The sequence below is a fragment of the Janthinobacterium algoris genome (assembly GCF_051380935.1).
In the GTDB taxonomy this organism is placed as follows: domain Bacteria; phylum Pseudomonadota; class Gammaproteobacteria; order Burkholderiales; family Burkholderiaceae_D; genus Janthinobacterium.
Genome location: NZ_JBNYXZ010000001.1, coordinates 400223 through 413575 on the forward strand (window position 1 = coordinate 400223; position 13353 = coordinate 413575).

Here is a 13353-nt window from a genome sequence, read left to right on the forward strand (position 1 = left end):
AGAGCGTTTCAAGCGGCGCGCAACGCACATTGCCCTGCTTGGCTATACTTGCTGCTTGCTCGCGCCGCGTCAACCACTTCAATAAGGATTCCCATGTCCCAACTCTCCGACTTCCCCATCACCGAGAAATGGCCTGCCCGGCATCCCGAGCGCCTGCAGTTGTACTCGCTGCCGACGCCGAACGGCATCAAGGTCTCCATCCTGCTGGAAGAGCTGGGCCTGGCGTACGAGCCGCACCTGGTCAGCTTCGAGCAAAACGACCAGCTGTCGCCCGCATTCCTGTCCCTCAATCCGAACAACAAGATTCCCGCCATCCTCGACCCCAACGGTCCCGATGGCCAGCCGCTGGCCCTGTTCGAATCGGGCGCCATCCTGCTGTACCTGGCCGAGAAAACGGGCAAATTCATTCCCCAGGATGCGGGCCTGCGCTATGAAACGATACAGTGGCTGATGTTACAGATGGGTGGCATCGGCCCCATGTTCGGCCAGGTGGGCTTCTTCCACAAATTTGCCGGCAAGGACTACGAAGACAAGCGTCCGCTGGAACGCTATATCGGCGAGGCCAAGCGCTTGCTGGGTGTGCTCGAGCAGCGCCTGCAGGGCCGCGACTGGATCATGGGCGGGCAGTACACGATTGCCGACATCGCCATCTTCCCGTGGGTGCGCTGCCTGGTGGGTTTCTATGCTGCGGGCGATCTCGTCGGTTTCGACCATTTCCCGAATGTGCAGCGCGCGCTGGAAGCGTTTCTGGCCCGCCCTGCCGTCATGAAAGGTATCGACATACCCACGCGTGCTTAAAACAGCTGGCGGCCTGGCGGCGCTACAATGCGCCATCGGCCGCGCTGTGCGGCAGCTTTGATCCGAGACAATGAAATCCACCCGGCAAGACTTTCCCGGTGCGCATGGCCATGTGCTGGCGGCGCGCCTCGATGCGCCCGACGACGCCATCCGCGCGTACGCGCTGTTCGCCCACTGTTTTACCTGCGGCAAGGACGTGCTGGCCGCGCGGCGTATCGCGCAAGGCTTGACGCAGCATGGCATCGCCGTCTTGCGCTTCGACTTCACGGGACTGGGCGCCAGTGAGGGTGAGTTTGCCGCCACCAATTTCTCGTCGAATGTCGACGATTTGCTTGCCGCTGCCGATTTCTTGCGGGCCAGACACTCTGCGCCGCAATTGCTGATCGGCCACAGCCTGGGTGGCGCCGCCGTGCTGGCCGCTGCCGCGCAAGTGCCGGAGGCGACGGCCGTGGTGACGCTGGCCGCCCCCAGCACGCCCGCGTATGTGACGCGCATGTTCAGTGAGCACCTGGAGCAAATCGCCGCCGAGGGCGAGGCGCTGGTGCAGCTGGAAGGGCGGCCATTTCGCATTCGCCAGCAATTCGTCGACGACGCGGGCAGCCACAGCTTAAAAGAGCATATCGCCGGCCTGCGCCGGGCCCTGCTGGTGATGCACGCGCCGAACGACACGACGGTGAGCCTGTCGAATGCGATGGATATCTTTACGGCAGCCAAGCACCCGAAAAGTTTCGTTTCGCTCGATGACGCCGACCACTTATTGACGGGGCGCAATGATGCCGCCTATGTCGCCAACGTCATCGCCGCCTGGAGCGCGCGTTATATCAATTAAGCTGAACTAAGTTGTCTCCCATGAAAAACGCCGCGGCAGCAGAAGCTGGCGCGGCGTGCAGTAGATGTGGTCAGGTGTACTCAGTCTTCGTCAAACTCGGCCGAAAGATCCTTCCAGCCCTTGCCCACGGCAAAGGCGGAAAATTCCTCGGGCGCTTCCAGAACGATTAGTTTCTTGTCTTGCAAGCCCAGGTCGCCATGACCGAAGTCGGGGCCGACGTAGCCGAGGCTGCGCAAGCGGGCCAGGATGTGGCCGACCAGGGTCTTGTCCTTGTAAGCGCCTGTTTCGAGCGGGGCGGCGAAATCGACGTAGACGTCGATGATGCCGTAGCCTTCGTCGAAGATGCGGATGGCCTTGATGTCGTGGGCACGGCCGGAGCCGTCGGTGGCCTTGAAGGGGCCGCTGAGCTGGATGTCGGTGTCATTATTCATGCCGCCAGCATACACCAAAAGCCGGTCCCGCATAGGGGACGCCATGCAAAATCCCCTCGCGCTGGCCGTGTAAAAATTTTTTACAAATTTAGCGTCGTCTGGGGCGCTTTTCGCCAATTTCAAGGCCTTGAAGACCGCTTGATCGTCCTTAGATTGGGTAGCAAGCGGATGCTCACGGTGAGGTCCGCCCCTCTTATCGCTTCATTTGAAAAGGATATTTATCATGCGTACTTTTGACCTTGCTCCCCTGTACCGTTCCGCCATTGGCTTTGACCGCCTGGCCCAACTGCTCAACGAACAGCGCGCCGATGCACAGCCCAGCTATCCCCCCTACAACATCGAACTGGTGTCGGAAGATAAATACCGCATCGTGATGGCATTGGCCGGTTTCTCGCGCGAAGAGATCGACATTATCACCGAACGCGACTCGCTGCACGTCACGGGCCGCAAGCAGAAAGATGGCGTCGAGCGCACGTTCTTGCACCGCGGCATCGCTGCCCGCGATTTCGAACAGCGTTTCCAGCTGGCCAACCATGTAAAAGTCACGGGCGCCACGTTTGAAAACGGCATGCTGACCATCGACCTGGTGCGTGAAGTGCCGGAAGCGCTGAAACCGCGCAAGATCGAGATCGGCACCGGCAGCGACATCCACGCCACCGCCGCTAACGTTAATGCGTTGGAACAGCGCCAGGCAGCCTGAGCTGAGCTAAGTTGAGTTGATTTCGGCGCCACGCGCTGGCGTTAGCGGGAGGGGGCATCCCCTCCCCATGCAGTAAAATACTGGCCGGTTGATCCGGCCAGTGTCACGTTCAGAGCCCGTTCGGGCCCTTCATCGCCCGCCATGCAGGGTGCATGCGGTGCGCAAGATTAAACCATGCTTAAAGGCGCCAACGCCTGTTTCCAAATGGAAAAATGTTAAGCACCGCCTAAGACTCGTGGCCCACTATTGCATACATCAAAATCTCATTGAATGAGGAGCAATTCATGGAACAGCAAACGAATACCGCATCGCTGAAAATCAAACGCACCGTAGCCGCGCTGGCCGCGATCGGTGTGCTGGGCGCCGGTGGCGCCATGGTGATGCATCAGAACAATGCCGGCGCGAATGCCGCCGCTGGCACGCCCGCCGCCCCCGTGGCTGCCGCCGTGGCGCCTGCCGCTGCCGCGCCGCTGGTGGCCTTGCCCGACTTTAGCCAGATCGCCGCGCGCAACAGCCCGGCCGTCGTCAATATCAGCGTGACGGGCAGCACCAAGGTGGCGTACGACCCATCGGCCCAGGCCGGCAGCGATGACTTCGGCAACGATCCGTTCTTCGAATTCTTCCGCCGCTTCCAGGGGCCGCAAGGCGGGCAGCGCGGTGGCCGCGACGTGCCCACGCATGGCCTCGGTTCCGGCTTCATCGTCAGCCCGGACGGCGTCATCATGACGAATGCCCACGTGGTGCGCGATGCGCGCGAAGTGACCGTCAAGCTGAACGACCGCCGCGAATTCCGCGCCAAGGTGCTGGGCACCGATCCGAAGACCGATATCGCCGTGCTGAAAATCGACGCCAACAACCTGCCCGTCGTGCCGCTCGGCCATTCGAGCGAGCTGAAAGTGGGCGAGTGGGTACTGGCCATCGGTTCGCCGTACGGTTTCGACAGCACGGTGACGGCCGGCGTGGTCAGCGCCAAGGGCCGTTCCCTGCCCGACGATAGCAATGTGCCGTTCATTCAGACCGACGTGGCGGTGAACCCCGGCAACTCGGGCGGTCCCCTGTTCAATACGCGCGGCGAAGTGGTGGGCATCAATTCACAGATTTACAGCCAGACGGGCGGCTTCCAGGGCCTGTCGTTTGCCATTCCGATCGACCTGGCCGGCCGCATCAAGGACCAGATCGTCGCCACGGGCAAGGCCAGCCACGCCAAGCTGGGCGTGACGGTGCAGGAAGTCAACCAGGGCTTTGCCGACTCGTTCAAACTGGCCACGCCGGAAGGCGCGCTGGTGGCCAACGTGGAGCGGGGCAGCCCGGCCGACAAGGCGGGCTTGAAATCGGGCGACGTGGTGCGCAAGGTGAATGGCCAGCGCATCATCGGCTCGGCCGACTTGCCGGCGCTGGTGGGCACGTCCTTGCCAGGCGACAAGATCAGCATGGATGTCTGGCGTGACGGCAAGATTGTCAGCCTGACGGCAACCCTGGGCAATGCGGCCGACAAGGTGGCCGAGGTGGCGAAAAGCGATAGCGCGGCCGGCAAGGTAAAGCTGGGCCTGGCCCTGCGTCCGTTACAATCGGATGAAAAACGCGAGGCGGGCATCAGCGCCGGCCTGCTGGTGGAAGACGCGGGCGGTGCTGCCGCGAATGCCGGAGTCCAGCCGGGCGACGTGCTATTGTCGGTGAATGGTCGTCCCGTCAACACCGTCGAACAGGTGCGCGATGTGGTGGAAAAATCCGCCAAGTCGGTGGCCTTGCTGATACAGCGCGGCCCCGATAAGATCTTCATCCCCGTGCGTTTGGGTTGAAAACGAGAATAACGAGATAGAGAGGCAAGTCATGCGCTTATTGCTGGTAGAAGACGACACGATGATCGGCGAGGTGGTGCTCGACTTGCTGCGCGCCGAGCATTACGCGGTGGACTGGGTCAAGGATGGCGACATGGCCGACACAGCCCTGCAAACGCAGACCTATGACCTGGTGCTGCTGGACCTGGGCTTGCCGCGCAAGGATGGTCTCGACGTGCTGCGCTCGATGCGTTTGCGCAAGCTCGATACCCCGGTGCTGGTGGCCACGGCGCGCGACGCCGTCGAGCAGCGCATCGCGGGCCTTGACGCGGGCGCCGACGATTACGTCTTGAAGCCGTATGATCTCGACGAATTGCTGGCGCGCATCCGCGCCCTGCTGCGGCGCGCCTCGGGGCGGCCGGAGCCGATCTTCGAACATCAGGGCGTTTCCATTAATCCGCTGACGCGCGAAGTGATCGCCGAGGGCCACCCGGTCAACCTGTCGGCGCGCGAATGGGCCGTGCTGGAAGCCTTGATCGCGCGTCCCGGCATCGTGCTGTCGCGCGCGCAGCTGGAAGAAAAGCTGTACAGCTGGAAGGATGAAGTCAACAGCAATGCCGTGGAAGTGTATATTCATGGCTTGCGCAAGAAGTTGGGCAGCGATTTGATCCAAAACGTGCGCGGCCTCGGTTACATGGTGCCCAAGGCATGAGGATGAAGGTCACGGTGACGCATTCGCTGCGCGGCCGCCTGCTGTGGTTTTTGCTGGCGGCCATCATCATGGCGGCCCTGGCGCAGGCGTCGATCGCCTACCGCAGCGCCCTGTACGACGCCGACCAGATCTTCGATTACCACATGCAGCAGATGGCCCTGTCGCTGCGCTCCGGCGCGCCGCTGGCCAACCATGCGCAAGCCTTGCCGGCCGACCCCGTCAACAACGACATGGTGGTGCAGGTGTGGACGCCGGACGGCGTGCAAGTCTTCCGCTCGATCACGCGCGCGGAATTGCCGCAGCGCGCCGTGCTGGGTTTTTCGAATGTGAAAGCCAACGGCACCACTTACCGTATCTTCTCCGTGCAAACCAGTTCCCAGACCGTGCAGATCGCCCAGGACATGGCCGTGCGCAAGCGCATGGCCGGCAGCCTGGCGCTGCGCACGGTGGGGCCGATTGCCCTGATGGCGCCGATATTGATGCTGGTCGTGTGGTGGGTCGTCAGCGGTTCGCTGGCGCCCGTTTCGCGCGTGCGCAAGCAAGTGGCGGCGCGCCAGGCGGACGATCTGTCGCCCGTCTCGGAAGCGGGCTTGCCCGATGAAGTGCGCCCGCTGGTGCATGAATTGAACCTGCTGTTCGGTCGCGTAAAAACGGCGTTCGACGCGCAGCAGCATTTCGTCGCCGACGCCGCACATGAATTACGCACACCGCTGGCAGCCCTGAAACTGCAGGTACTCAGCCTGGAGCGGGCCGAATCGGAAGAAAAGCGCAGCCTGGCGATTTCGCGCGTCAGCGCCGGCATCGAGCGGGCCACACGCCTGGTCGAGCAGTTGCTGGTACTGGCGCGCCAGGAGGCGAGTGCCGCCAGCGGCGACCAGTTGCAGGCGGTGGATTTGAACGATGTCGTCAAGCGCGCGCTGGGCGACATGGCTGGCATCGCGCAAGCGCGCAAGATCGACCTGGGCCTGCACCACATGGACCCGGCCAGGGTGGCGGGGCAGGCCGATGCCCTCAACATCATGCTACGCAACCTGGTCGACAACGCCATCAAGTACACGCCGCAGGGCGGCACGGTCGATATCGACTTGCGCGCCAGCTCCGTCGGCGTGACGTTATCGGTGGAAGACAGCGGCCCCGGCATCCCGCCCGAGGAGCGCGAACGCGTCTTCAGCCGCTTTTACCGCGTGCCCGGCACGGACGCCAACGGCAGCGGCCTGGGGCTGGCCATCATCAAGGCCATCGCCGAGCGCCATGGCGCGCGCCTGGTGCTGGACAAATCCGAGCGCCTGGGCGGCCTGTGCGTGCGCGTGGAATTCCCCTTGACGGCGAAAAAATGAGGCAGATTTCCCTCCAGATCGCGGCGCGATGAGGCGGATCTTTAACCGCGTGCATTGACGTGCGCGCCGTGGCCCTATATTGTCTGCGAAACAAGCAGAACCAGACCACGGAGCGCACATGCAGAGAATCGGATTTTCAGGAACCCTCGACCCCATCACCAACGGCCATATGTGGGTGATCGGCGAAGCGCGTTCGCTTGCCGACGAGGTGATCGTGTTCCTGTCGCAAAACCCCGCCAAGAAGCCGCAATTTCCCGCCGAAGACCGCAAGCGCATCATCGAGCAGAGCGCGCGCGAGTGCGGCTGGGAGAATGTGCAAGTGGTCATCGTCAAGGGCGATTACACGGCGCGCGCGGCGAAAAAGCATGGCTGCGATTATCTGATCCGCGGCATCCGCACGACGGCCGATTTCGACTATGAAAACCTGATCCAGCAAACGAATGTGGACGTGCTGCAGGGCGCCAAGACGATTTTCGTCATGCCGCCGCGCGACCTCGGCTCCGTCAGCTCCAGCTTCGTCAAGGCGCTGGAAGGCCCCGTGGGCTGGAACTGGACCATGAAGAAATTCGTCCCCGGCCCGGCCTATCAGGCGTGGATACTCGACTGCCTGCGCAAGGAGTGGGAAGCGCTGTGGAATTACGCCACCGCCTCGCAAGCCGACATCGCGCTGGCGGATCACTGGTTCGCGCACCTGACAGGGCCGCAGGCATATGGCGGCACGGACCGCCACTATCACAACCTCGACCACCTGGTGCACGGCCTGTCGGAAATCCGCGTGTGGGCCGACAATACCTATGCGCCCAAACGCGACAGCGCGCTGGTCAAGAAGGCCTTCTGGTTCCATGACGCCGTTTATAGCCACGACGAAGACGCCCTGTATTCCAGCGAAGAGGCGAGCGCCCAGCTATGGCTGGCCAGCGGCCTCGATGCCGGGGACAACCTCGATGTGGCGCAATTGATACGCGCCACCGACCATTTCCAGGGACCCGGCATCAGCCACGTGCTGAAGGATGCCATGCTCAGCGCCGACCTGGCCATCCTGGGCCAGGATGAAGAGGTCTACCACGCGTACACGCAAGCCATCGGCCGCGAATATGCGCATGTAGACCCCGTGCGCTTCAACCAGCAGCGGGGCCTGGCCCTGCAACACCTGTGCGCCAAGGCGCAGGCGGGCCAGCTGTTTGGCGATGCGTATTTCGCCGACCAGTACAACGAGCGGGCGATAGCGAACATGCAGAAAGAGATTGCGGCGCTGGCGGGCGGCTGATTGTCGTCAGCCGCTTGCCAGCCCTGATTTTCCGTCCTAGCGGGGTGTAGCCTTGGCGCGCGCCGCGTGCAATTTCTTGAAGCTGTCGATCAGGCGCTGGTGCCTGTCGAGGCCTTCCAGCTGCATGCTGGTCGGGGTCAGGCCAAAGAAGCGCACGCTGCCGTCCACCGAGCCCAGCACCGCGTCCATGCGGGCGTCGCCAAACATGCGGCGGAAATTGAGCACGTAATCGTCCAGCTCCAGCTCGTCATCGAGTTCCACTTCCAGCACCACGTTCAAAGCTTGATAGAACAGTTTGCGCTCGAGCGTGTTGTCGTTGTACTGCAGGAAGGTTTCCACCAGCTCTTTCGCTTCCTCGAATTGCTGCAAGACCAGATGAATCAGCAGCTTCAATTCCAGCGTCGTCAGCTGGCCCCACACCGTGTTTTCGTCAAATTCGATGCCGATCAGGGTGGCAATGTCGCCGTACTCGTCGAGCTCGCTGTTTTCCAGGCGGTCGAGCAGGTCTTCCAGGCTGGCATCGTCCAGGCGGTGCAAGTTCAGGATGTCGGCGCGGAACAGCAGCGCCTTGTTGGTGTTGTCCCAGATCAAATCTTCAACCGGATACACTTCCGAATAACCTGGCACGAGGATGCGGCAGGCAGTGGCGCCCAGTTGGTCGTACTCGGCCGTGTAGACTTCCTTGCCCATGTCGGCGAGGATGCCGAACAGGGTCGCCGCTTCTTCTGCATTCGAGTTCTCGCCGTGGCCGGAAAAATCCCACTCGACAAAATCGTAATCGGCCTTGGCGCTGAAGAAGCGCCACGAGACGATGCCGCTGGAATCGATGAAGTGTTCGACGAAGTTATTCGGCTCGGTAACGGCTTCGCTGGCAAAGGTGGGCTGCGGCAAGTCGTTCAAGCCCTCAAAACTGCGGCCCTGCAGCAATTCCGTCAGGCTGCGCTCGAGCGCTACTTCCAGGCTCGGGTGCGCGCCGAACGAGGCGAACACGCCGCCCGTGCGCGGGTTCATCAGGGTGACGCACATCACCGGGTACACGCCGCCCAGCGACGCATCTTTCACCAGCACGGGAAAGCCTTGCTCTTCCAGCCCCTGGATGCCGGCCAGGATGCCCGGATACTTCGCCAGCACTTGCTGCGGCACGTCGGGCAGGGCGATCTCGCCTTCGAGGATTTCGCGCTTGACAGCCCGTTCGAAAATTTCCGACAGGCATTGCACCTGCGCTTCGACCAGGGTATTGCCGGCGCTCATACCATTGCTGACGTACAGGTTTTCAATCAGGTTCGATGGGAAATACACGACCTCGCCGTCGGAGTGGCGCACATACGGCAGCGAGCAGATGCCGCGCTCCGCATTGCCGGAATTGGTGTCGACCAGGTGCGAACCACGCAGTTCGCCGTCGGGGTTGTAAATATCCAGGCAGTAGGCATCGAGAATCTCCTTCGGCAGCGCATCTTTGCGGCCCGGCTTGAACCAGCGCTCGTTCGGGTAATGCACGAATGGTGCGTTGGCAATGTCCTCGCCCCAGAACGAACCGGCGTAGAAATGGTTGTTGCTGAGCCGTTCGATATACTCGCCCAGTGCCGACGCCAGCGCGCTTTCCTTAGTCGCGCCCTTGCCGTTGGTGAAACACATGGGCGAGTGCGCGTCGCGGATATGCAGCGACCACACGTTGGGAATGATGTTGCGCCACGAGGCGATTTCAATCTTGATGCCCAGGCCCGCCAGCAGACCCGACATATTGGCGATGGTCTGTTCCAGCGGCAAATCCTTGCCCGCGATATAGGTGCTCGCACCAGGGGCCGGATTCAAGGTCAGCAAGGCCTGGGCATCGGCATCAAGGTTCTCGACCTCTTCAATGACGAACTCGGGTCCCGCTTGCACCACTTTTTTCACCGTGCAACGGTCGATCGAACGCAGGATGCCCTGGCGGTCCTTGGCCGAGATATCGGCCGGCAATTCGACCTGGATCTTGAAAATCTGCTGGTAACGGTTTTCCGGATCGACGATATTGTTTTGCGACAGGCGGATATTTTCGGTGGAAATATTGCGCGTATCGCAATACAACTTCACGAAGTACGCGGCACACAGTGCCGATGATGCCAAAAAGTAATCGAACGGGCCAGGCGCCGAACCATCGCCCTTGTAACGGATGGGCTGGTCGGCGATGACGGTGAAATCGTCGAACTTGGCTTCGAGACGCAGCTTATCGAGAAAGTTGACTTTAATTTCCATGAGGTAATCCAATACTGTGCTTATGAGTTAGGCGCTATTATCCGTTCTTTCTGCCGCAGGGCAAAGATTGTTCACTGAGGCTGTGCCCGTCGGGAGCCGCCGGTGCAGGCCAAGGGGCACGTTCCCCTATGAAGCAAGCGGATAGTCCATGGCTTTTCACCTATCGCACTGAAGCTTGGTTCTCTATTATGATTATTCTTGCTGATATGCAAAAATCGCAAGCTGTGATGGACGAGCTCGCATCGCAGTGCGATGTTGACCTTGGCCGTGCTGCGCGGGACAGTTCCTGGATCACGCTGCAGCCAGAAAATCCTTTCATGGTACTGGCAGGTGAAAGCAGCGGTGGCGTTTTTCTTGCGTACGGCGATGGCGAGGTCGAACGACGCCCTGTCCTGTATGTTACATCCGGGGGGCAGGCCGGCTGTATCGCTTCCAATCTCACCGAGCTGATTGCCATGATGCTGGCGTTGCCTTACTGGCGCGACCTGCTCAAGTTTTCAGATGGTGGCAACTTGCAAGAGATGCGACGGACTGCTCGCTTTAGCGAGCAGGACTACGTGGAGGAATACGTCGAATTGCCTGCTGCCAGGAAACGGATATTCGATACGTTACCTGTTCCAGTTATTGCTGATCCAGTCAAATTGCTGCATGACTGCGTACGCGCCACCGATTGCACTGTCGTGGCCGGGGACGGCTGGCCTTACGAGTCGCTGTTTCATCATGTCAAATCAAGCGACAATCCAGGCTGGACGTGAGTGTATGGATGCCAGCATGAAAAACAGCGGCTGCCCATGCTGGCGCAGCCGCTTTTTTCGCTATTTTCCGCTGTTTTCCGCTGTTTTCTTATGCGGACAGCGCGATCAGAATTTCACCCACAGCCGCCCGAAATACGAGGCGCCGTTCAGGCCGAACTGCACGCTGTCGTACTTGAAACCATTGTCCGTTTCATCCGCGTTTTGCGTGGTGGGCTTGACGTTGAAGATGTTGTTGCCGCCGAAAGTCAGCTTGGTGTTCTTGCTGATGCTGTAGGTAAAGCTCAGGTCGGCCGAGGTCTTGGCCGCATAATGGGCGTTGGGTACGCCTGCGGCCGTGCCGCTGAAGGTGCCCAGGGTTTGCGGGCCAAAGTAGATGATGCGCAAGTCCGATTCCAGCTTGCCCGTGATGTAGTCGAAGCCCAGCGTGGCTTTCGCGCGCGGGCCACCCTGTTCGATGAACAGGCGTTCGCGCTCGGACAGCAGCACGTCTTCATAGCCTTGCAGCGAGTCAGGCGTCTTGACTTTCGTCACTTCCGTCTTGCTCAGGTTCAGGGCCAGGAAGGTGTTCAGGCGGTTGCCGGCCAGTTCGCCCTTGTGCGAAGCCGTCAGGTCCAGCCCGCGCGTGCGCGTGTCGATGGAATTGACGAAGAATTGCGCCTCGCCTACGCCCAAGAGGGCCAGGCGCGCGGCCAGGTCCGGATAGTTGTCGGCATTGAAGCGGCCCGACAGCACGATGCGGTCCTTGATCTTGATGTTGTACAGGTCGGCCGTGACGGAAATCGCTTGCGTGGGCGTCCAGGTGGTGCCCAGCGTAAAGCTGGTGGATTTTTCTTCCTTCAGTTTCGGGATGCCAGCCGCGTTGGCGACGGCGCCGCCATTCGGCGCCAGCACCACGTCGGTGGGCACGCCACCGATGAAATCGGTGAAGGTGGACGAAAAATACACTTGCTGCAAGGATGGTGCGCGGAAGCCCGTGCTGGCGGAGCCGCGCAGCAGCACGTTGGGCGCCACTTTATAGCTGGCGGCCAGCTTGCCCGTCACGGTGGAGCCGAAATCGCTGAATTTTTCATAGCGCAGGGCCGCCTGGGTTTTCAGGCGTTCCGTCCAATCCAGCTCCACGTCGCCATACGCGGCGATGCTGTGGCGTTTGGCCTTGGTGGCGTCGCCGGGCTGGAAGCCGGGAAAGCCCTGGCTGCCCGCATTGCCGCCCACGCCCACGCCGTCGGCGTCGCTGTAGGAGCCCGGTTCGCCGGCCATGATCTTGTATTCTTCGCTGCGGTATTCGGCACCGAAGGCCACGTTCATGCCGCGCATCACCGTGTCGTAGTAGCGGCTGAAATCGGCGTTGCTGGTCAGTTGCTGGAACGAGAAGCCGCCCGCGTCGAAACGGCTGGCGCTGACGCCCTTGCCGCCATTTAATAAGTCGAGGTTGGCGATCGAGGCGTTCAAGGTGTTGCTGATGTCATAGCGCATCTTGTTGTAGCCATAGGTCTGCGAGAAATCCGCATGCCATTCGCCGATCTGGCTGCGGTGGCCGATGGTGGCGTACTGGTCGTCGATCTTGCCGTTAATGAACGGTACGAAACCATTCGGATACATGGCGGCGGAATTGCGCGACGGAATGTCGTCGCTGCCGATGCCGCCCCGGCCAAACGCGGCGCTGGATGCGTCGCGCGTCTGCGCGCCGGCTGTGAAATACAGCTTGCCTGTGCTGCTGGTGGCGTAGTCGCCATTCAGGTACAGCGTCTTGTTCTTGGACTTGGTGTCGCCGATGATGCGCAGGCTGTCCGCGTCGGCCCGGTTCGAGCGGCCCCGGTCCAGGTATTCGCCCGTGATGGCCAGGGTGCCCTTGTCGCCCAGCGCGATGCCGCAATACGCGGAGGTCATGTAATTCTTGCCGTCGCCTTCGGCATACTGGCTGTAGCCGGCCACCGCTTCGCAGCCCAGGCTTTTCTTCAGTTCGATGTCGATCACGCCGGCAATGGCGTCCGAGCCGTACTGGGCGGCGGCGCCGTCGCGCAGCACTTGCACGTTCTTGATCGCCAGCAAAGGAATCGCATTCATGTCCGTGCCCGTGTTGCCGCGGTTGCGCGCGCCGAACAGATTGACCAGGGCCGTCGTGTGGCGCCGCTTGCCATTCACCAGCACCAGGGTCTGGTCGGAGCCGAGGCCGCGCAGGGCGGCTGAATCGACGAGGTCGGCGCCATCGGCGCCCGTCTGGCGCGTGGAGTTGAAGGAAGGGGAAATGTATTGCAGCGATTGCGCCAGGTCGAATTGGCCGCCTTGCTCGGCCACCCTGGAAATGGGAATGATATCGACTGGCACCATCGTATCGGTGGCGGAACTGGCGACCCGGCGCGAGCCGACCACGCTGACCGTTTGCACGGGACCGTCCGTGGCGCCCGCTTCCGTTGTCTGGGCCATGGCGGCGGGACTGAAGGCAGCCAGGGCGGCGCTGCCGTACAGGCTGATGAGGATGGCTTTACGTAAGGTGGTGAGGGTCGGCACGCA

The 13353-nt window shown here is 61.5% G+C and carries 11 protein-coding genes; 8 read left to right on the top strand and 3 right to left on the bottom strand.

Annotated features, from left to right (window positions below; all coding sequences use genetic code 11):
* Positions 1-93 precede the first annotated feature (93 nt).
* Together ACQ4W7_RS01845 and ACQ4W7_RS01850 are read left to right on the top strand one after the other, a co-directional pair.
* Positions 94-798 carry a glutathione S-transferase N-terminal domain-containing protein gene (locus ACQ4W7_RS01845; protein ID WP_436528011.1) on the top strand — a complete coding sequence of 235 codons (705 nt, stop codon included), beginning with the start codon at positions 94-96 and terminating at the stop codon, positions 796-798.
* Positions 799-868: 70 nt separating this feature from the next.
* Entirely contained in the window at positions 869-1627 is a 759-nt protein-coding gene (locus ACQ4W7_RS01850) for an alpha/beta hydrolase family protein (protein ID WP_436528013.1), read from the top strand.
* Positions 1628-1707: 80 nt separating this feature from the next.
* Here ACQ4W7_RS01850 and ACQ4W7_RS01855 read toward each other — a convergent pair whose 3' ends face one another.
* Positions 1708-2058 carry a hypothetical protein gene (locus ACQ4W7_RS01855; RefSeq protein ID WP_436528015.1) on the bottom strand — a complete coding sequence of 117 codons (351 nt, stop codon included), beginning with the start codon at positions 2056-2058 and terminating at the stop codon, positions 1708-1710.
* 223 nt (positions 2059-2281) lie between these two features.
* On the opposite strand from ACQ4W7_RS01855, the gene ACQ4W7_RS01860 reads away from it, so the two are divergent.
* The 5 genes from ACQ4W7_RS01860 to coaD all read left to right on the top strand — a co-directional run bounded on the left by ACQ4W7_RS01860 (position 2282) and on the right by coaD (position 7852).
* Positions 2282-2758: an Hsp20 family protein gene (locus ACQ4W7_RS01860; protein ID WP_426071706.1), complete on the top strand. Its 477-nt coding sequence runs from the start codon at positions 2282-2284 to the stop codon at positions 2756-2758.
* Positions 2759-3042: 284 nt separating this feature from the next.
* Entirely contained in the window at positions 3043-4557 is a 1515-nt protein-coding gene (locus ACQ4W7_RS01865; RefSeq protein WP_436528017.1) for a Do family serine endopeptidase, read from the top strand.
* Positions 4558-4588: 31 nt separating this feature from the next.
* Positions 4589-5248: a response regulator gene (locus tag ACQ4W7_RS01870; RefSeq protein ID WP_010400558.1), complete on the top strand. Its 660-nt coding sequence runs from the start codon at positions 4589-4591 to the stop codon at positions 5246-5248.
* A gap of 2 nt (positions 5249-5250) precedes the next feature.
* Positions 5251-6585 (top strand): ATP-binding protein, encoded by a 1335-nt coding sequence (locus ACQ4W7_RS01875; protein WP_426071778.1) that lies wholly within the window; start codon positions 5251-5253, stop codon positions 6583-6585.
* Positions 6586-6703: 118 nt separating this feature from the next.
* Positions 6704-7852 carry a pantetheine-phosphate adenylyltransferase gene (gene coaD / locus ACQ4W7_RS01880; protein ID WP_426071708.1) on the top strand — a complete coding sequence of 383 codons (1149 nt, stop codon included), beginning with the start codon at positions 6704-6706 and terminating at the stop codon, positions 7850-7852.
* Between the two features lie 36 nt (positions 7853-7888).
* On the opposite strand, the gene ACQ4W7_RS01885 is transcribed toward coaD, so the two are convergent.
* Positions 7889-10087 (bottom strand): OsmC domain/YcaO domain-containing protein, encoded by a 2199-nt coding sequence (locus ACQ4W7_RS01885; protein ID WP_436528019.1) that lies wholly within the window; start codon positions 10085-10087, stop codon positions 7889-7891.
* A 128-nt stretch (positions 10088-10215) separates the two neighbouring features.
* On the opposite strand from ACQ4W7_RS01885, the gene ACQ4W7_RS01890 reads away from it, so the two are divergent.
* Positions 10216-10842: a hypothetical protein gene (locus ACQ4W7_RS01890; RefSeq protein ID WP_436528021.1), complete on the top strand. Its 627-nt coding sequence runs from the start codon at positions 10216-10218 to the stop codon at positions 10840-10842.
* A 105-nt stretch (positions 10843-10947) separates the two neighbouring features.
* Here ACQ4W7_RS01890 and ACQ4W7_RS01895 read toward each other — a convergent pair whose 3' ends face one another.
* Complete coding sequence (locus tag ACQ4W7_RS01895; protein ID WP_436528023.1) at positions 10948-13350, bottom strand: TonB-dependent receptor plug domain-containing protein; 2403 nt, start codon at positions 13348-13350, stop codon at positions 10948-10950.
* Positions 13351-13353 lie beyond the last annotated feature (3 nt).